This is a genomic window from Aquimarina celericrescens (genome assembly GCF_042682765.1).
Classification (GTDB): domain Bacteria; phylum Bacteroidota; class Bacteroidia; order Flavobacteriales; family Flavobacteriaceae; genus Aquimarina; species Aquimarina celericrescens.
In genome coordinates, this window is sequence record NZ_JBHUHY010000015.1 from 277,667 (window position 1) to 296,146 (window position 18,480).

Consider the following 18,480-nt stretch of genomic DNA (forward strand, 5'->3'; position numbering starts at 1 on the left):
TACTTTAGAATCAAAAAAGCCCCAGTAAGACTGAGGCTGTATATTTTAATGATATCTCTTGCTAAAGTTTAGCAAAAAGAGCTTCCATTTTTTCTTTTTGTTCTTTGGCTAACTCCTGGTCTACCAAAATCCTACCGCTATGCTCATCGGTAATAATCTTTTTACGAGAAGCTATTTCCATCTGTACCTGTGGTGGAATTGTAAAAAAGGACCCTCCAGATGCTCCGCGCTCGATGGGAACAACGGCAAGACCGTTTTTTACATTACTCCTAATTCTTTTATAAGCACTGATCAAACGTTCTTCAATTTGCTTTTGATAATCCTCAGATTTAGCAATTAATGCTTGCTCTTCTTTTTCGGTTTCGGCTAAAATTGCATCAAGCTCTCCTTTTTTGTGAGTAAGGTGTGCGTTACGCTCGGCCAACTTTTCCTTAGTTTGAGCAATAATTTCATTTTTCTGAACTATCTGAGCTTTGTGCTCCTTGATATGCTTTTCTGCTAATTGAATTTCTAACTCCTGAAATTCAATTTCTTTACTTAAAGAGTTGTATTCTCGATTATTACGAACATTTTTTTGTTGTTCTCCGTATTTTTTGATTAGTGCTTTAGCCTCTTCAATAAGATTTTTCTTACTCTTGATACCTTCGTCAATAGCTTCAAGGTCGTTATTCAGCTTATCTAATCTTTTATTTAATCCGGCTACTTCGTCTTCGAGATCTTCAACTTCCAGAGGTAATTCTCCACGTACATTTCTAATCTCATCAACTCTAGAGTCAATTAATTGCAAATCATATAATGCTCTTAATTTTTGCTCAACAGTAACTTCTTTCTTTGCCATATTTTAAAGATATTGAATAGGATTGGTGTTTTTATCCGATAAAATGATTGCAAAATTACTGATTTTTTTTCGAAGATAGCTAACAATTAGATTTTTTGTGTATTGTTCGCTTTCATAATGGCCAATATCGGCTAGAATTAGCTCTTTTTCTGCTTCATAAAACTGATGATATTTCAAATCAGCGGTGATTAAAATATCAGCACCAGCTTGTTGTGCATGTTTTATCGCAAAACTACCGCTGCCCCCCAGTACAGCTACTCTTTTGATGGGTTTTCCTAACAATTCAGAATGTCGCACACAACCGGTTTTAAAAACCTTCTTTAAATTTTTTAAAAAATCCAATTCGCCAACAGGATCGGCTAACTCACCTATCATTCCCATCCCTATGTGCTGGTTTTTATTTTCTAAAGTAATGGTTTCATAAGCTATTTCTTCATAAGAATGATTTTTAAAAAGTGCCTTTAAAATATCTTTCTCTTTATGCTTTGGATAGGTTACTTGAATTTGAGTTTCTTTTTCATGATGTGTTTTTCCAATTTTGCCAATCGATGGATTTGCCTCTTCTAAGGCTCTAAACGTTCCTATTCCTTCTGATGAGAAACTACAATGATCATAATTGCCAATAGTTCCTGCTCCTGCTTCAAAAAGTTTTGATCTCAGTTTTTCTGCTTCAGCAAAGGGAACAAACGTGGTTAGTTTTTTTATATTTCCGCTTTGCGGTATCAAGATTTTACGATTGATTACACCTAATTGCTCACACATCATATCATTTACGCCTTGCCATGCATTATCGAGAGCGGTATGAATGGCAAAGATCGCAATATCATGTTTTATAGCTTTCATAACGACACGTTCTACATAAGTACTGCCATTAAACTTTTTTATACCTTTAAATACAATAGGATGAAAGCTCACAATAAGATTACAATTGTTTTCGATAGCTTCATCTACGATGATTTCTAAAGTATCAAGAGTAACCAAAACCCCAGTTACTGTTGTGGTAGGGTCTCCAACTAGCAGACCAACATTATCAAAATCTTCAGCATAGGTCATTGGAGCTAAAGACTCAAGGTGTTGTATAACCTCTTTTATTTGCATTATCTTGTATTTTTGAGTAAAAAATGAATGTAAAAAACTTTTTGAGATAATCAAAGTTACGTTTTATACTTTTGTCATCATGAACTTATTGCGAAAGATACTTCTACCGATTGTTCCGTTCTATTATTTGGTAACCTGGTTGCGAAATAAAATGTATGATCTGGGAATAAAAAAATCAATGAGTTATGATTTCCCTGTGATTGCTGTCGGAAACTTAAGTGTAGGAGGAACGGGTAAATCCCCAATGGTAGAGTACCTGATAAAACTCCTTCAAGATTCAATAATCATAGCTACTCTTAGCAGAGGATATAAAAGAGAAACCGAAGGCTTTCGATTGGTTGAGTCTTTTTCAACGGCAAAAGAAGTGGGTGATGAGCCTCTTCAATTTAAAACAAAATTTCCCGATATTTTTGTGGCGGTTGATGGGAATCGACGTAATGGTATTGCTAATCTTCGAGCATTGAATCCGCCACCAGAATTGATATTATTAGATGATGCATATCAACACAGAAAAGTAAAAGCAGGATTTTATATATTACTTACCGCATATTATGATTTATACTGTAATGATATTTTATTACCTACGGGTAATTTAAGAGAGTCTAGAAAAGGAGCAGATCGTGCAGACATTATTGTGGTTACCAAATGTCCAAAAAATATCTCTTATCAGGAAAGAGAGAAAATAGGTGTAAAACTGAAGGTAAAACCCAATCAATATTTATTTTTTGCAACTATCGATTACGCGAAAGAACTTAGAAGGGCATCTGATAAAAAATCCATAGAATTATTTAGAAAGACACGTTTTGTTTTAGTTACTGGTATTGCAAATCCAAAAGCATTAATAGAATATTATCGTTCTTTGGGGTTAGAATTTGACCATATGGGTTTTCCTGATCATCATAACTTCTCGAATAAAGAATTAGAAATACTAAAAGATCAAGAGTGTATCATAACTACAGAGAAGGATTATGTGCGTTTATCTGGCTATATTTCTAAAGAAAAGTTATGGTATCAGCCTATTGAAATGAAGTTTCTAGAGGGTAAGAGCTCTTTTGATAAGAAGATACTTGAATACATAAAAAATGAGGTTTAGAAAGATAAACCTCATTCTATAATCATTTTGGCTAACTCAAATGTCCTGAAAACAGGTAAACAGTATTGATTGGCTCCAATAGTTATGCCAAAATACTATGAGGTAGTCTGTTTTTTTGCCAAGGCTTTATGCAATTTTGTAAAGAACTCTTCAGTTTTATAGGGTTTAGGAATGATATCGTTAAAACCATTATCGTAAAACTCATCCAAATTATCGTCTAGAGTAACAGCAGTAAGTGCTATAATCGGAATATCTTTATCAAATTCTCGTATTTGTTTTGTGGCCTCAATTCCACTTATTCCTGGCATGTGAATATCCATAAGAATTAAGTCAAAAGAGTTTTCTTTAACTTTATTAACAGCAATGTCCCCATTATCAGCAACGTCACAAATTATCTTGCTTTTTTCTAATATTTTTCTGGTAATTAGCTGATTAATCTTATTATCTTCAACTACCAATATGTGTTTGTCGACTAATATGTTATAGTCTATATTTTTGGATTCTGTAAGATAATTAGTGCTTTTGTCTTCAAATATTTCGAATTTCAGATTGAAGAAAAACTTTGACCCTTTTCCTAAGGTACTTTCCAGTTTTATCTCACTATCCATTATCGATAGTAGATTTTTAACAATGGATAGCCCTAATCCGGTACCACCAAATTTTCTATTAATTTGTACAGATCCTTGGGTAAAGTTTTCGAATATAGTTTGTTGTTTCTTTTCTGAAATACCAACACCGTTATCTTCAATTTCAAAATTGAGGAATATTTTATTCTCGATCCTATTAATTTGTTTTACGCGTATCCAAATATCTCCATTTTGAGTAAATTTTATCGAATTACCAATAAGATTAATCAAAATTTGAGACACTTTTAAAGGATCTCCCTTTAACTTATCGGGAATAGAATCATCAAATTCGTAATGTAGTTTATTCTTTCTGTCCTTTGCAGATTTCCCTAGAGCAATTAATACATCATTAATTCTTTTCTTTAGGTTAAAAGAAGTATTTTCTAACTCTACTTTGTTGGCTTCTAGTTTATTGAGGTCTAATATGTTGTTGATTAATGAAAGCAAATATTCTCCAGAGAATTTAAGTGAATTTAAGTGTTCTTTTTGATTAGGAGTAGGGCTTTCTTCTAACAAAAGATGAGTTAAACCAGTTACTGCATATAAAGGAGTTCTTAACTCATGGGTAATTGTAGAAAGAAATTGAACTTTGGCTTCACTAGCTCTTTCTGCATTCTCTTTTGCAAGAATAAGCTCGGTATTTTTGTTTTGTAATAACTCATTAGCTCGCGCCCTTAAATTATTATTCTTATATAGCGAAAGTGTGAGTAATGATAGGATAGTAATTAGCGCAATACTTAGAATTGTTGTAAGTCTACCCAGTTTTAGTGATTTAAGTTGTTGAATATTTTCTTCAGTAAGTTCTTCTATGAGAACATTATTCTCATTGAGATTTAATTTGGCTCCAGCTTCTTGTGCAATAATTTCTTTATTAACACTAAATAAGGAGTCCTTAATTCTTTGGTGAATTTTAAGATTCTCCAGAGAAGTGAGGTATTCCCTTTTTTGCTCAAAAATCTGGCTGTAAAGTTTATAGCATTCAGATCGTATTTCGGAATATCCTTTTTCTTTACCTATCTGCATTGCCAGATCATTGGTTTTTTTTGCTTCTTCTGGTTGGTTTAAGGCTAATTGAGCTCTGGCCTTATTTGTGTAGAGTTTTGCTTTATTATATGATTGACCGTAAGAGTCAATTATTGGAAGGCCACTATTAAAATGTTTTATTGCAAGTTCTGGTTGATTCTTTGCAAGTGCTAAAAGTCCATAATTTAATTTTACAGAACCTTCAAAACCTTTCATATCCTTCTTTTTTGTAAGGACCAAGGCTGATTCTAAAACTTCATTAGCTGTATCAAATTTGCCTAATTTGGTTGCGATTGAACCGTAAATTATATAAGAATGAGCAAGCATAGATTCGTCATTCTCTTTTTGTTGGATTTCAATAGCGTCAAGAATCTGTTCTTCAGCTTTTTTAAGATCGCCTAGTTCGCGATAAAGTTTTGCCAATACCATATTGGTTTGAGCGCGATAGGATAGGTTTTGGTTTTGTAAGGCTATTTCTTTGGCAATTGTTGCATTATAAAGAGCTTGTTCTAATTTGGCTTTGTCTATAGATCGAGAAGCTGTTATTAAATAATGTTCAATAGAATCCTTGATTTGACTGTCTTTTATAGGCACTCCTTCCGATTGGGAATAAGCAAAAAAACAACAAATAAGTAAAAGTATAGTTATAAACTGTCTAATTGGGGTTGGCATTTTTCCTTTAAAATCTCAACTAATATAGTTATTTCTTACAAATGTTAATAATTAAATCAATTATTCTGTTACTATACCCAATTTCATTATCGTACCATCCAATTATTTTGACCATTTTTCCTATTACCGATGTCATTAAAGAATCAAATACGCAAGAGTGGGGGTTACCGATAATATCTACAGACACTATAGGATCTTCAGTATAATCCAAAATACCCTTTAAATAAGTGTTGGATGCATTTTGAAAAGCCTGATTGATCTCTTGGATAGAAGTTTCTCTTTTTACGTTAAGGGTAATATCTGTAAGTGATCCGTCTGGAACAGGAACTCGTATACCACATCCTCCAATAACATCGCTTAATTCTGGAAAGACCTTCGTTAAAGCCTTTGCGGCACCCGTTGTAGTAGGTACAATAGACTGGCTTGCCGCTCTTGCACGCCTTAGATCTCTGTGAGGTTGATCGTGTAAGCTTTGATCTGTTGTATAACTATGTATTGTAGTAATGTAAGCTTGCTCAATTCCACATAATTCATCAATCACCTTGATCATTGGTGCAGCATTGTTGGTTGTGCATGAAGCATTAGATAGTATTGACTCCGATCCATCTATGAGGCTATCATTTACTCCTAAAACAATGGTTTTTATGCTGTCTTCTTCAGGAGGTGCTGATAGGATGACTTTTTTAGCACCAGCTCTTAAGTGTTTTTCGGCGAGCGCTTTGGTTTTAAATTTTCCAGTAGCTTCAATAACGATATCGATATTATAATCCTCCCAATTACAATTTTCAGGATCTTTTTGATTGATCAAAGTAACTGAATGGCCTTTGACGATAATATGATTTGCATCATGAGACACTTCAAAAGGTAATACACCATGGATACTATCGTATTTTAAAAGATGACTTAAAGTTTTGGTATCAGCGAGATCATTGATTGCTATAACCTGAATGCTCGGATGATCTATCAATAATCTAAAAAGGTTTCGGCCTATTCTTCCAAAACCATTAATAGCAATTCTTACTGGTGTATTCATTAAATCCTATTAATAATTTAGGGATTATTTTAAATGCTTTTGTGCTTTGTATGATGATCTTACCAAAGCTCCACTTTCAACATGTCTGAATCCCATATCCAATCCTATTTCTTCGTATTTTTTGAATTGATCAGGAGTAATAAACTCTTTTACAGGAAGATGTTTTTTGCTGGGTTGCAGATATTGACCTATGGTTACAATATCCAAATTTACATCTCTAAGATCTCTGAGTGTTTGAATAACTTCTTCTTCTTTTTCTCCAAGGCCAAGCATGATCCCACTTTTGGTACGATTAATACCGCTATCTTTTAGATATTTAAGTACCTGTAAGCTTTGCTCATATTTTGCCTGGATGCGAACCTCTCGAGTTAACCTCTTAACCGTTTCCATGTTATGTGAAACAACCTCGGGTTTTACTGCAATGATTCTATCAATGTTTTTAGTTTTTCCCTGAAAATCAGGGATAAGAGTTTCTAATGTAGTGTTTGGATTCATTCTTCTGATAGCTTGAATCGTTTCTGCCCATATAATCGACCCACCATCTGCAAGATCATCTCTGTCTACCGACGTAATCACGGCATGTTTTATATTCATTATTTTAATAGAACGTGCAACTTTTTCTGGTTCTTCCCAGTCCACAGTCTCTGGTCTTCCAGTTTTTACTCCGCAAAATCCGCAAGAACGAGTACATATGTTACCCAGAATCATGAAAGTGGCTGTGCCTTCACTCCAGCATTCTCCCATGTTAGGACAACTTCCAGAAGTACAAATAGTATGTAAATTGTATTTATCTACTAAACCACGTAGTTCTGTATATTTCTTACCTGTAGGTAGTTTAACTCTCAACCATTTTGGTTTTCCTTTCGGAGGAGCTATTGTTGTAACATCATTGTTCATACAAGCACTATTTTTAACAAAAGTACAAAGAAAGCTTTGATTAGGGAGAGTTATCTTATAACTTGTTACTTATGTAAGAATTTGTTTATTCTATAGTACTTTTAACTTATCTTCTTTAAAATGTCCGGGACGAAAAAATATCAAATAAATATCTGTTTGATAGTAGATTATTCATGTTTTTGAATTGAAAAATGAAATTCTTACAAACTGTTTAACATCAGGTTAAAATTAAGTTAAGATAAAATTTTTTTAGATTTTGAAAGTTATCTCTCTATAAAAAAGAGGAAAAATCATGCATGAAGAATTGATGAGTCCTAAAATAAGGCAAAACAATCGAAAGCGTGTAGAGAAATGGCTACTTAAAAATCAGCAGTATATTAATATTACTGCAATAGAAAAGGAGATATCTGCTCCCAAAGGTCTGGTTCAGAAATTTGTGAAATATGATAAAAAAATAAACGATAAGTGGATAGAGCCTTTGTATGTTGTAATCAAGAGATTCACAACGTTTAATTTAAGGTCTTAGATTTTTTCTTTTATTAAGCGCGTATCATTATTCTTTTCCTTTGGCCGCATTAATTATTTCTGATAACAATTTTTTAGCTCTTAGCAGCTTTACTTTCACATTATTTATTGATTCGTCTAGATTATCGGCAATTTCCTTATAACTAAGCTCCTGGAAATAACGAAGATTAATTACCTTCTGGTAAGGTGGCTTTAATTGCTTGATGTAAAGAAGTAGTTGAGCCAGGTTTTGCTCGGTAATCAATTTGTCTTCAGGTGTTGGATTATCATCAATAATTCTGTAAACAGAATCATCTACTTGAGTAGTTGTTTGTGAATGTATCGAAGCTTTTTTCTTTCTTAATAGATCTATATGAATATTCTTAGAGATCTGGATTAGCCATGTTTTGAAATTATACTCCTCTTTAAAAGTATCTATTTTATCAAAAGCTCTTGAAAAACTTTGTATCGTAATATCTTCAGCTTCATATTCATCCCGTGTCCTCTTCAATTGAAAGTTATAGACTTCATTCCAAAATGTATCAAGAAGATAGTTAAAAGATGCTTGATTCCCATCTTTTGCTTTACTAATGTGATCTTCTAATCGAGTAGGATGTCCTTTTTTCAATGAATTCTTTTTGAATAGAATGTCTTCAGTAATTTATTTTGAATGTTCTTTTTCATTACAATTAGAATACTGATCTGGGGTTTTACCACATAAAGAGCAAGATTCACCTTCTTTATTAAGAAAAGGGCTTTGGCTAGCACAAGTACCTGCAAATTTCCCGTCTTTTTTGGCCCATAATTTAATAGCTATTCCGCCAAAAGCCAGGAGTAATAAACCTACTGTAAGTAATAAAAGTTTCATAATACTAGAGTACAATCAAAATTAGTTGCAAAGATACAAAGAATGTATGGCTATCTAGATGCTAAACAGAAAATTAAGTATAATATTAGCTTTTTTTTATAAGATCTTATATCATAACATAGTTTCTAAAAAAGAATACCATAATTTTTTTATCAATACAGCTATATGATATTGACTTCAGTTTCTAAATATATATCAAATTCATCTTTGATCTTCTTTTGAATTCTTTTAGACAGATCAAGTATTTCTTTACCTGTGGCATTATTATAATTTACCAAAACTAAGGCTTGTTTTTCGTGAACCCCGGCATCTCCCCAGCGTTTTCCCTTAAAACCACTTTGTTCGATAAGCCAACCAGCGGGTACCTTAATGTTTTGATTGTCGATTTTGTAAAAGGGGATATTAGCATGCAAGTTTTGAATTTTGGAGAAATGATCGAGGGATATTATCGGATTTTTAAAGAAACTACCACTATTACCAATCTCAGAGGGATCAGGTAGTTTACTTTTCCGAATTTGAATCACTGCTTCAGAGATATCTTTAATCGTTGGAGATATAATTCCTTTGTCAACTAAAGCATTTTCGATAGCACCATAACTGGTGTTGAGAGCATGATTCTTTTTACTAAGTTTGAAAGTTACCTTAGTAATGATAAATTTACCCTTTACTTCATTTTTAAAAATGGAGTTTCGATATCCAAATTTACAATCGGTATTTGAAAAGATTTGTTTTTTTCCTGAAGCAATGTTAATAGCTTCACAACTCACAAAGGTATCTTTAAGTTCTACTCCATAAGCGCCTATATTTTGAATAGGTGCACTACCTACATATCCGGGTATGAGAGACAAATTTTCTAGTCCACCATAATCATTTTGTATACAATACTGAACAAAATCATGCCAGTTTTCACCAGCACTTGCAGAAATGATAACAAAGTCATCTGATTCTTCCTGGATTGTGATTCCGCTTATAGCTATGTGCAGTACCAATGCATCGATATTTTGAGTTAATAGCATATTACTACCGCCACTTATAACAAATAATTCTTTTTCTTCTTTTTTTAAAAGAATTTTTTCAAGTTCTGATTCGCTTGTAATTTCAATAAATTCAGTAGCTAATACGTCTATCCCGAAAGTATTATATTTTTTTAAGGATTTGTTATATTCGATTTTCATTGATCTTTGTATTTTTCTAATGCAAACTTTAGGATATTGACTGCTTTTCTAAGATCTCTTCGGTTTAACACATACGCAATCCTGACTTGGTTTAATCCTTCATTTGCACTTGAATAAAAACCAGAAGCCGGTGCTAACATAACAGTTTCATTATCCAAATCAAATTTATCTAATAACCATTCTGCAAAATGATCTGCATTTTTTATAGGTAATTCGGCAATACAATAAAAGGCACCCTTTGGAATGGCAACTTTTACACCCGGAATTTCTTTAAGTCCCGATACCAAAGTATCTCTTCTTAATTTATATTTGGCAACAGTATCCCTATAATATGACTCTGGGGCCTCTAATGCAGCTTCACTTGCAATTTGTGCCAAGGTAGGAGGGCTTAACCTGGCTTGTGCAAATTTCATGGCAGTTTGTATCACGCTTTTATTTTTGCTTACCATACATCCTATACGGGCACCACACATACTATACCGTTTGGATACAGAATCCACAACAATGGCATGCTCGTTAAGCTCTTTTTCTTGTAAAATTGAGTAATGTTCCGACTCCTCATACACAAACTCTCGATATACTTCATCAGAAATTAGGAATAAATCATACTTAATTGCCAATGCAGCTAATTGCTTTACTTCGTCTTTACTATAAAGATATCCTGTTGGGTTTCCCGGATTGCAAATTAAGATTGCTTTGGTTTTAGAGGTTATGAGTTTTTCAAACTCTTCTATGGCTGGTAGGGCAAAATTATTTGCTATTTTAGAAATTACAGGAACAACTTTTATGTTAGATTGTGTCGAAAAACTATAATAGTTTGCATAAAAAGGTTCAGGAACTATAATTTCATCACCTGGATCAGTAATACTGCCCATTGTAAAAATCAAGGCTTCACTGCCTCCTGTAGTCACCAAGATATCCTCTGAGGATATTGTAATGTCGTGCTTTGCATAGTATCCTGCGAGTTTTTTTCTGAAACTTTCGAATCCAGCAGAGTGGCTATATGCCAAAATCTCTAATTTGTTGTTTCGTACAGCATTAATGGCTTCAACCGGAGTTTTAATATCTGGTTGGCCTATGTTCAGACGATATATGTGTTTACCTTCTTTTATCGCTTTTTCTGCAAAGGGTGCTAACTTTCGAATTGGAGATTCGGGCATCGCCCTACCTTTGCTTGATACTACTGGCATATTTTATAAATTAGAAAGATAAATAGCGGTAAATTTCTTAAAATATTTAAGAAATTGATGTATTATTAGAATGATTTTTCAACTATTTTTCTATATTTAAAGTAATGAAAGTTTTAATACAAGATTTTTTTCATTTTCTCAAGAAGAATATTTTTGTTTTATTGTTGTTTGCTAATTTCACTATTTTTCCGCAATCCAATTTTAGATTGCCTCATGGCAAAAAAAGCGATAAAATTAGGTTTGAATTAGCAAATAATCTTATCATCATTCCGGTAGTACTTAATGGTGTAGAGCTTTCTTTTATTCTAGATACAGGAGTGGGATCTACCATAATTTTTAGTGCAGATAATAAAGAATCTCTTGAATTGAAAAATGCCTCAAAAATTTATTTAAGAGGTTTAGGAGAAGATCAATCTGTAGAGGCTATCAAATCTCTGGATAACGTCTTGCAAATTGGAGACGCTACTAGTACTAACCATACTGTTTTTTTAGTTTTCGACGAATCAATAAATTTTTCTCCAAGAATGGGTTTCCCAGTACATGGAATCATAGGATATGATTTTTTCAAGGATTTTATCTTTGAAATTGATTATGTCAAAAAATACATTAGAATAAACACGCCTAATCGATATGTCTATAAGAAATGCGATAAATGCTATCAAACTCCGATTGATTTTGGTAAACAAAATAAAAGACCCTTGGTTAGTGCTAAATATAAAACTAAAAATGGCTTATTAGACATAAGACTTTTATTAGATTCTGGTTCAGGTTCTTCGCTATGGCTGTTTGAAAGCTCTGAAAAGGGTATTAAAGTGCCAGACAAATCTTTTACTGATTTTTTGGGAAAAGGATTTAACGGTGATATTTATGGACAAAGATCAAAAGTAGGCGAATTACATATAGGTGATTTTGTATTGAAAGATGTAACTGCAGCGTTTCCTGATTCACAATATATACAAGGAATATCTTTGGATAAAAGAGAAGGCTCTTTGGGGGGTAACGTCTTGAGACGATTTAATCTTATAATAGATTATCCTAATCAAAAAATCTCTTTCAAGAAGAATAACTTTTTTCAAAAGCCATTTCATTATAATATGAGTGGATTAACCATACAACATGTAGGTTTCAATGCCGTTGTACGAGAAAAAACCAAGACTCCGGTGCTCCCTTATCAAACAAGTAAGCCCAGAGAAAAAAATAGAGTTTATTTAGGTTTAAACCGAGTAGTAAATGAAAAGACATTACAATTATCAAACAATTTTGTACTGCGTCCTAAATATGAGATTTCAGATGTGAGGCCAGATTCCCCTGCAGATATAGTCGGATTGAAGCGAGGTGATGTTATTCTAGAAGTCAATGGTAAAAAAGCATACCAGTACAAACTATCACAACTTAATGATTTATTTTACTTTGAAGAAGGAAAAAGAATTAAGATGAAAATAGATCGATTAGGGGTAGAATTAAAATATACTTTTTTCTTAAAGAAGGTAATTTAGTATTAAAAAAGGGATTGCTACATCACAATCCCTTTTTTAATATTGAACTTAAATAGTTTTTAATTCTTCTTTTCTAAAACACTCTTATCTAATACAGTACCTTTAATTTTTATAGCTTTAGTTGCTTGTTCAGCATTAGAATAGACGGTAATAGTTTTACGAATAGGTCCAACCCTTTTCGTGTCATATTTGACTTCTATTACTCCTGTTTCTCCCGGTGCAATAGGATTTTCGGGTTTTTTGGGAATTGTACATCCACAGCTAGAATACACTCTGGAAATAATCAAAGGAGCATCTCCTGTATTTGTAAATTCGAACTGACGCACGCCATCACTACCTTTGGTGATCTCACCATAATCGATAACTTCGGTTTTAAATTCTATTTTGGCACTCTGGGCATTTAACGTTGCACCCAAAAATCCAACAAACAAAATTATCATCATTTTTTTCATAACGTAGGTTTTTGTTGTTTGTAAAAGTACTATTTTTTATCTAACTTCAAAATTGCAACCAAAAAGCGAGATAAGAAGTTGAGTATGTGAAATTAGAAAATTTAGTAATATAAACTTCAATTTTCTAATAAATTATACGATTCTCAATTGAGTTTTTTTAGTTTTTGATATCCAATATCGTAATTTCTAACATCCATACTTCGTACTTCGTACTTTAATAATTACTTTTGCATTTCAATTTCCAAAAATCGGACCAAAGTATGGCTTTAGCTGCAAAATATGATGCAAAATCAGTAGAGAAAAAATGGTATGACTACTGGATGAAGAATAATTATTTTCATTCCGAAGTAGATGAAAGAGAATCGTATACAATCGTTATTCCGCCACCTAATGTTACTGGAGTTTTGCACATGGGACACATGCTTAATAATACGATTCAAGATGTATTGATACGTAGAGCTAGGCTTAAAGGGTATAATGCATGCTGGGTACCAGGAACTGATCATGCCTCTATTGCTACAGAAGCAAAAGTAGTTGCCAAACTTAAGGAAGAGGGAATTGATAAAAAAGATCTAACCAGGGAAGAATTTTTAGAGCATGCCTGGGAATGGACTCATAAACACGGAGGGATCATTCTGGAACAGCTTAAAAAGTTAGGAGCATCATGTGATTGGGAAAGAACAGCTTTTACGATGGATGACAATTTGTCTTCATCTGTAATCAAAGTTTTTGTGGATTTATATAACAAGGGTCTTATTTATCGTGGGTATAGAATGGTAAATTGGGATCCTGAGGCAAAAACGACATTGTCTGATGAAGAGGTAATCTACGAAGAAAAACAAGGCAATTTATATTATTTGAAATATAAAATTGAGGGTAATGACGATACATTAACAATTGCTACAACGCGCCCCGAAACGATAATGGGGGATACAGCTATATGTATAAACCCCAACGACGATAGATTTACTCATCTTAAAGGGAAAAAGGCTATTGTACCGATTGCAGGTCGAGTAATACCCATAATTGAAGATGAATATGTTGACATAGAATTTGGTACCGGGTGTCTAAAAGTTACCCCTGCTCATGATCCAAATGATAAAGAACTAGGTGATAAACATAATTTAGAAGTAGTTGATATTTTCAATGATGATGCTACTTTAAATAGTTTTGGACTTCATTATGAGGGAAAAGACCGATTTGTCGTACGAAAAGAGATTGTAAAAGAATTAGAGTCTTTGGGAGCTCTTGATAAAATAGAAACACATCTTAATAAGGTAGGTACTAGTGAGCGCACTAAAGCTATCATCGAACCAAAATTGAGTGATCAATGGTTTTTGAAGATGAAAGACCTTGCTAAACCAGCTTTAGATGCAGTTTTAAAAAAAGAAGTACATCTGGTTCCAGAAAAATTTATAAATACCTATCGTCATTGGATGGAGAATGTGAGAGATTGGAATATATCTCGTCAACTTTGGTGGGGGCATCAAATTCCGGCCTATTTCTATGGTGACGGAAAAGAAGATTTTGTTGTGGCCGAGAGCCGAGCAGAAGCTCTCGTATTGGCAAAGAAAAAAACAAATAATGATTATTTAACAGACCAAGACCTTACTCAGGATGAAGACGCCTTAGACACTTGGTTCTCTTCTTGGTTGTGGCCCATAAGTGTTTTTAATGGTATTTTGGAGCCGGATAACAAGGAAATAAACTATTATTATCCAACAAATGATTTGGTTACTGCACCAGAAATATTATTTTTCTGGGTCGCTAGAATGATTATCGCAGGATATGAATACAGAGGAGAAAAACCATTTACCAATGTATATCTCACAGGAATTGTAAGAGATAAACAAAGACGTAAAATGTCAAAATCATTGGGTAATTCTCCAGACCCCTTAGATTTAATTGATCAATATGGTGCCGATGGGATACGAGTAGGAATGTTGCTTAGTTCGCCTGCAGGAAATGATTTGATGTTTGATGAAGATTTATGTAAACAGGGTAGTGCTTTTGTTAATAAAATATTCAATGCTTCTAGGTTGATTCTTGGCTGGGAAGTGGATACTACAATAGAACAACCAGAATCTTCCATAGTTTCTATAAACTGGTACAAGTCCAGATTTCAACAAGCATTATTAGAATTAGAAGACCATTATAGTAAATATCGCATTAGCGATGCTCTAATGACTACTTATAAATTAGTTTGGGACGATTTCTGTAGCTGGTTGTTAGAGATGATTAAACCAGCGTACGGTAGTCCTATCGATAGCAAAACGTATCAGGAAATAATTTTGATTCTAGAAGATAATTTGAAGATTCTTCATCCCTTCGTTCCTTTTATTTCTGAAGAAATATGGCAACAAATAACAAAAAGAAGCAAAGCGGAAGCTTTAGTCATAACAAGCTGGCCTGAAACAGCGCCGATTAATGAGCATTTGATAAAGGGATTTGAAATTGCTGCAGATGTTATTTCAGGTATTAGAACGATACGTAAACAAAAAAACATATCCTTTAAGGAAACAATTGCCTTATCTGTTCTCAATAGTGAAAAACTTAATGCTACCTTTGACTCGGTTATTCACAAATTAGGGAATCTGTCTTCTCTTAAATATGTTGATGAGAAGGTAGAAGGAGCTCTATCGTTTAGAGTGAGGTCCAATGAATATTTTATCCCTGTTTCTGGTACAATAGATATTGATGAGGAATTAAAAAAGCTCACCGAAGAGTTGTCTTACACTGAAGGTTTTTTGAAATCGGTGCAGAAAAAATTGCAAAATGAGCGTTTCGTAAATAATGCTCCTGAGCAGGTCATAGCAAATGAACGTAAAAAACAAGCGGATGCAGAAGCAAAAATTGCTACGCTAAAATCGAGTTTAGCAAGTTTACAAAATTAGTGTCGGTATCTACGTATCAAAAGTAGAAAGGCTGTATTATTAAGGCATTAGACTTCTGTTAGTACTTCATATTATAATTTTGAAGAAATTTGACTATCTGCGACTAATAGTATATGGATTCCCTTGTTTCTATTGGAGAGGTGTTTTTTAAATTATTTTTAGTCAATTATGTATTTGTTTACCAATTCGATATACTTAATTTTTGCCTCTTTTTGTGTGAGATCCTTTACTTGAAAAAGAGCATTTAGCTTAAAAGCGTTTCTGAGTTCACTTTTTCCAGATGGAGTATAAAAGCCATCAGCATGAGTAGCCTGTTTATAATGAGCATAAAAATGAAGCATAACATCAGGGGGTAACAATATTTTGGTGTTACAAGCGCGTTCGTACGCTTTGTTAAAAGCAATATTTAATTCTTCCTCGGTCATGTTAGTGAAACTACTTTTAAATATTCTATCTATAAATGGATATTTGAAAAGCTGGTTGAACTAATCCCACTGAAGAGCGGGAACGGTCTCTTACTTTTTATTTATAATGAAGCGATAACACTTTCTCCTCCTTTTACTTTTTGGTTTAATGTAACATTTACTTTAGTTCCTAAAGGTAGAAACACATCGACTCTGGAACCAAATTTTATAAACCCACTATCAGAACCTTGCACCACATTTTCTCCTTCTTTAGCATAATTTACAATTCTTTTTGCAAGTGCTCCGGCTATTTGTCGGTATAATATTTCTACAAGGCTGTTTTTTACTACAACAGTAGTTCTTTCATTTTCTTCTGAAGCCTTCGGATGCCAGGCTACAAGGTATTTCCCAGGGTGATATTTGCTCAAGACGACTTCACCGGTAATGGGATGTCTGGTTACGTGCACATTAACAGGAGACATAAATATAGAAACCTGTATTCTGTTGTCGTTGAAATGTTCTTTTTCAAATACTTCTTCAATGACTACTACTTTTCCATCGACTGGTGCAACAACAGTATTATCATCTACAATAGTTTTTCTTTTAGGATTTCTGAAAAATTGTAATATTAGAATAAAGAAAACCAATGTTAACGTAAATATTGCTATTTGCCACTCTTTAATTTGAATGGAGACATATGATGCAACATTGATTCCTAAAAACAATACTATCGCTATTGATATTATTCTATATCCTTCTTTATGAAACATAGTTCAAAATTTGTAAAAATGCATATAAAAATGGGCTGGCAAATATAATACTGTCCAATCGATCATATATTCCGCCGTGGCCAGGCATTATAGTACCGCTATCCTTAACTCCTGCCTGTCTTTTAAACTTAGATTGAATTAAGTCTCCCAGTGTGCCAAAAATACTCATAATTATGCTTATAATCAACCAAATTGTAATAGATAACGTATGAGATAGAGCGGCAATGAGATATCCTGTTAGAAGCGAAAATATAAAACCTCCTACAAAACCTTCTATAGTTTTTTTTGGGGATATTCTTTCTAATAATTTATGTTTTCCAAAGTTTTTTCCTACCAAATATGCAAAAGTATCGTTTGCCCAGGTGATTAAAAAAGCTCCTGCAATGATTAATGGTTCATACTCTCCCGAATAATTGGGTACAAGCGTTAGGAAAATGATACAGGTTGTAAGATAAAAAATACTCGTTCGGTATTTTCGTTGTTCAAACATCGGGATGATGCGAATAGTAACCAGATCTTTAACCAAAAATAATTCTGTGATAATAGTTAGCACTAAAAACGGAATAGTAATATAAAGTAGCTCCTGAAATATATTTAGTGTTGCGAAAAGTACAAAAAATATAAGATACAATCGTTTATTTCTTAAGTGAATTAACTTTTGAAATTCATAAATAGAAATCATTCCGAACACCAGAAAAATCCCTAGAAAAGTATATTTAGAAATGAATATCGATACGAGCAGTATAGAGACATATAAAAAGCCCGATAAAGATCTTGTAAGCAGTTCCTTCATATTATAAATCTTCCAACAGGAGCAAATATAGATTTTTTGAACTACTTCCATAGCTTAAGAAATCCTTTTCTTTTTGTGGTTCGAAGTCTTTTATTGTGGTGATATTTGAAGGAATAGAATTTCTATTTTTGTTTTTTATACCTTTTAATCCTTCTCCAATGCTTTTAACTAATTGACTGGTAGATGCTAAGATGACAAAGTTGTCGGGTAATTCGGTAAGCTTTTTTTCTCTGAGCTGATTAGAGGAGACCAATATAGCACCGCTATCTGCTATTAAATATTCGCAAGTAGCAAAAAAGAAAGAGGCTGAAGATTGTTTTACAAAGTTTAAATTAAAACCAGAAAATTTATGTTCTAAACCAATGTCAAAACAACATACATTTTTTTCATACCAATCATTTTCTAGAAGTATCTTATCAAAAGAATCTAAAACCTCCTCATCTTGGTCGCAATAAAGAAATTTACCTCCATTTCTTTTGAAATTCATCATAAAGCTTTCATCGATTGGTAGATCGATTTCGGGCATATACTTACTGCGATCCTCTATGTGGCGTTCCTTACTCTTTTGGTCTGATTTAGATTTTGAAAAAAATAATCTTCTAAATAGACTCATTTTTTGGATTATGATTGGGGAATTACAATTTTACTATACAC

Annotated in this window: 18 protein-coding genes; 4 read left to right on the plus strand and 14 right to left on the minus strand. The window is 33.1% G+C overall.

Annotated elements, in window-relative coordinates; all coding sequences use genetic code 11:
- Positions 1–61: 61 nt before the first annotated feature.
- Positions 62–838, minus strand: coding sequence for a zinc ribbon domain-containing protein (locus ACFSJT_RS14205; protein WP_378320954.1), 777 nt, complete (start codon positions 836–838; stop codon positions 62–64).
- A gap of 3 nt (positions 839–841) precedes the next feature.
- Positions 842–1,936: a Nif3-like dinuclear metal center hexameric protein gene (locus tag ACFSJT_RS14210; protein WP_378320955.1), complete on the minus strand. Its 1,095-nt coding sequence runs from the start codon at positions 1,934–1,936 to the stop codon at positions 842–844.
- A 79-nt stretch (positions 1,937–2,015) separates the two neighbouring features.
- Between ACFSJT_RS14210 and lpxK the strand changes: the two genes are divergently transcribed.
- On the plus strand, positions 2,016–3,029 hold the full coding sequence (gene lpxK, locus ACFSJT_RS14215) for a tetraacyldisaccharide 4'-kinase (protein ID WP_378320956.1): 1,014 nt from the start codon (positions 2,016–2,018) through the stop codon (positions 3,027–3,029).
- Between the two features lie 95 nt (positions 3,030–3,124).
- On the opposite strand, the gene ACFSJT_RS14220 is transcribed toward lpxK, so the two are convergent.
- From ACFSJT_RS14220 to lipA, 3 genes are read right to left on the minus strand one after another with little or no spacing between them, the layout of a single operon-like run.
- Positions 3,125–5,350 (minus strand): tetratricopeptide repeat-containing hybrid sensor histidine kinase/response regulator, encoded by a 2,226-nt coding sequence (locus ACFSJT_RS14220; RefSeq protein WP_378320957.1) that lies wholly within the window; start codon positions 5,348–5,350, stop codon positions 3,125–3,127.
- Positions 5,351–5,378: 28 nt separating this feature from the next.
- Positions 5,379–6,383, minus strand: a complete 1,005-nt coding sequence (gene gap, locus ACFSJT_RS14225) for a type I glyceraldehyde-3-phosphate dehydrogenase (protein ID WP_378320958.1) — start codon at positions 6,381–6,383, stop codon at positions 5,379–5,381.
- A 24-nt stretch (positions 6,384–6,407) separates the two neighbouring features.
- On the minus strand, positions 6,408–7,280 hold the full coding sequence (lipA, locus tag ACFSJT_RS14230; RefSeq protein WP_378320959.1) for a lipoyl synthase: 873 nt from the start codon (positions 7,278–7,280) through the stop codon (positions 6,408–6,410).
- Between the two features lie 292 nt (positions 7,281–7,572).
- On the opposite strand from lipA, the gene ACFSJT_RS14235 reads away from it, so the two are divergent.
- Complete coding sequence (locus ACFSJT_RS14235; protein ID WP_378320960.1) at positions 7,573–7,806, plus strand: hypothetical protein; 234 nt, start codon at positions 7,573–7,575, stop codon at positions 7,804–7,806.
- Positions 7,807–7,833: 27 nt separating this feature from the next.
- Here the strand turns inward: ACFSJT_RS14235 and ACFSJT_RS14240 are convergent, their stop codons facing one another.
- The 4 genes from ACFSJT_RS14240 to ACFSJT_RS14255 all read right to left on the minus strand — a co-directional run bounded on the left by ACFSJT_RS14240 (position 7,834) and on the right by ACFSJT_RS14255 (position 11,017).
- Complete coding sequence (locus ACFSJT_RS14240) at positions 7,834–8,412, minus strand: RNA polymerase sigma factor (protein ID WP_378320961.1); 579 nt, start codon at positions 8,410–8,412, stop codon at positions 7,834–7,836.
- Positions 8,413–8,445: 33 nt separating this feature from the next.
- Positions 8,446–8,652: a membrane or secreted protein gene (locus ACFSJT_RS14245; RefSeq protein ID WP_378320962.1), complete on the minus strand. Its 207-nt coding sequence runs from the start codon at positions 8,650–8,652 to the stop codon at positions 8,446–8,448.
- 161 nt (positions 8,653–8,813) lie between these two features.
- Positions 8,814–9,827: a UDP-N-acetylmuramate dehydrogenase gene (murB, locus tag ACFSJT_RS14250; RefSeq protein ID WP_378320963.1), complete on the minus strand. Its 1,014-nt coding sequence runs from the start codon at positions 9,825–9,827 to the stop codon at positions 8,814–8,816.
- Positions 9,824–11,017, minus strand: coding sequence for a pyridoxal phosphate-dependent aminotransferase (locus ACFSJT_RS14255; protein WP_378320964.1), 1,194 nt, complete (start codon positions 11,015–11,017; stop codon positions 9,824–9,826). Before ACFSJT_RS14255 ends, murB begins: the two co-directional genes overlap by 4 nt.
- Positions 11,018–11,121: 104 nt before the next feature.
- Between ACFSJT_RS14255 and ACFSJT_RS14260 the strand changes: the two genes are divergently transcribed.
- Positions 11,122–12,513, plus strand: coding sequence for an aspartyl protease family protein (locus ACFSJT_RS14260; protein WP_378320965.1), 1,392 nt, complete (start codon positions 11,122–11,124; stop codon positions 12,511–12,513).
- Positions 12,514–12,572: 59 nt separating this feature from the next.
- Here the strand turns inward: ACFSJT_RS14260 and ACFSJT_RS14265 are convergent, their stop codons facing one another.
- Positions 12,573–12,965, minus strand: coding sequence for a DUF1573 domain-containing protein (locus ACFSJT_RS14265; protein ID WP_378320966.1), 393 nt, complete (start codon positions 12,963–12,965; stop codon positions 12,573–12,575).
- A gap of 260 nt (positions 12,966–13,225) precedes the next feature.
- Here ACFSJT_RS14265 and ACFSJT_RS14270 point away from each other — a divergent pair, with 260 nt between their 5' ends.
- Positions 13,226–15,859, plus strand: a complete 2,634-nt coding sequence (locus ACFSJT_RS14270) for a valine--tRNA ligase (protein ID WP_378320967.1) — start codon at positions 13,226–13,228, stop codon at positions 15,857–15,859.
- 158 nt (positions 15,860–16,017) lie between these two features.
- On the opposite strand, the gene ACFSJT_RS14275 is transcribed toward ACFSJT_RS14270, so the two are convergent.
- The 4 genes from ACFSJT_RS14275 to ACFSJT_RS14290 all read right to left on the minus strand — a co-directional run bounded on the left by ACFSJT_RS14275 (position 16,018) and on the right by ACFSJT_RS14290 (position 18,439).
- Positions 16,018–16,284 (minus strand): acyl-CoA-binding protein, encoded by a 267-nt coding sequence (locus tag ACFSJT_RS14275; RefSeq protein ID WP_378320968.1) that lies wholly within the window; start codon positions 16,282–16,284, stop codon positions 16,018–16,020.
- A gap of 101 nt (positions 16,285–16,385) precedes the next feature.
- Complete coding sequence (locus ACFSJT_RS14280; RefSeq protein WP_378320969.1) at positions 16,386–17,033, minus strand: phosphatidylserine decarboxylase family protein; 648 nt, start codon at positions 17,031–17,033, stop codon at positions 16,386–16,388.
- Positions 17,023–17,826: a phosphatidate cytidylyltransferase gene (locus ACFSJT_RS14285; protein ID WP_378320970.1), complete on the minus strand. Its 804-nt coding sequence runs from the start codon at positions 17,824–17,826 to the stop codon at positions 17,023–17,025. The genes ACFSJT_RS14280 and ACFSJT_RS14285 overlap by 11 nt, the downstream gene beginning before the upstream one ends.
- Position 17,827: 1 nt before the next feature.
- On the minus strand, positions 17,828–18,439 hold the full coding sequence (locus tag ACFSJT_RS14290; protein WP_378320971.1) for an LUD domain-containing protein: 612 nt from the start codon (positions 18,437–18,439) through the stop codon (positions 17,828–17,830).
- Positions 18,440–18,480 lie beyond the last annotated feature (41 nt).

What these genes read in the sequence shown, in the direction of transcription:
- ACFSJT_RS14285 (WP_378320970.1), bottom strand. Translation starts at nt 17,826, where the DNA reads ATGAAGGAACTGCTTACAAGATCTTTATCGGGCTTTTTATATGTCTCT.
- ACFSJT_RS14280 (WP_378320969.1), bottom strand. Translation starts at nt 17,033, where the DNA reads ATGTTTCATAAAGAAGGATATAGAATAATATCAATAGCGATAGTATTG.
- ACFSJT_RS14275 (WP_378320968.1), bottom strand. Translation starts at nt 16,284, where the DNA reads ATGACCGAGGAAGAATTAAATATTGCTTTTAACAAAGCGTACGAACGC.
- ACFSJT_RS14245 (WP_378320962.1), bottom strand. Translation starts at nt 8,652, where the DNA reads ATGAAACTTTTATTACTTACAGTAGGTTTATTACTCCTGGCTTTTGGC.
- ACFSJT_RS14210 (WP_378320955.1), bottom strand. Translation starts at nt 1,936, where the DNA reads ATGCAAATAAAAGAGGTTATACAACACCTTGAGTCTTTAGCTCCAATG.
- ACFSJT_RS14260 (WP_378320965.1), top strand. Translation starts at nt 11,122, where the DNA reads ATGAAAGTTTTAATACAAGATTTTTTTCATTTTCTCAAGAAGAATATT.
- gap (WP_378320958.1), bottom strand. Translation starts at nt 6,383, where the DNA reads ATGAATACACCAGTAAGAATTGCTATTAATGGTTTTGGAAGAATAGGC.
- lpxK (WP_378320956.1), top strand. Translation starts at nt 2,016, where the DNA reads ATGAACTTATTGCGAAAGATACTTCTACCGATTGTTCCGTTCTATTAT.
- ACFSJT_RS14290 (WP_378320971.1), bottom strand. Translation starts at nt 18,439, where the DNA reads ATGAGTCTATTTAGAAGATTATTTTTTTCAAAATCTAAATCAGACCAA.
- ACFSJT_RS14205 (WP_378320954.1), bottom strand. Translation starts at nt 838, where the DNA reads ATGGCAAAGAAAGAAGTTACTGTTGAGCAAAAATTAAGAGCATTATAT.
- ACFSJT_RS14220 (WP_378320957.1), bottom strand. Translation starts at nt 5,350, where the DNA reads ATGCCAACCCCAATTAGACAGTTTATAACTATACTTTTACTTATTTGT.
- ACFSJT_RS14270 (WP_378320967.1), top strand. Translation starts at nt 13,226, where the DNA reads ATGGCTTTAGCTGCAAAATATGATGCAAAATCAGTAGAGAAAAAATGG.
- ACFSJT_RS14265 (WP_378320966.1), bottom strand. Translation starts at nt 12,965, where the DNA reads ATGAAAAAAATGATGATAATTTTGTTTGTTGGATTTTTGGGTGCAACG.
- ACFSJT_RS14255 (WP_378320964.1), bottom strand. Translation starts at nt 11,017, where the DNA reads ATGCCAGTAGTATCAAGCAAAGGTAGGGCGATGCCCGAATCTCCAATT.
- lipA (WP_378320959.1), bottom strand. Translation starts at nt 7,280, where the DNA reads ATGAACAATGATGTTACAACAATAGCTCCTCCGAAAGGAAAACCAAAA.
- ACFSJT_RS14235 (WP_378320960.1), top strand. Translation starts at nt 7,573, where the DNA reads ATGCATGAAGAATTGATGAGTCCTAAAATAAGGCAAAACAATCGAAAG.
- murB (WP_378320963.1), bottom strand. Translation starts at nt 9,827, where the DNA reads ATGAAAATCGAATATAACAAATCCTTAAAAAAATATAATACTTTCGGG.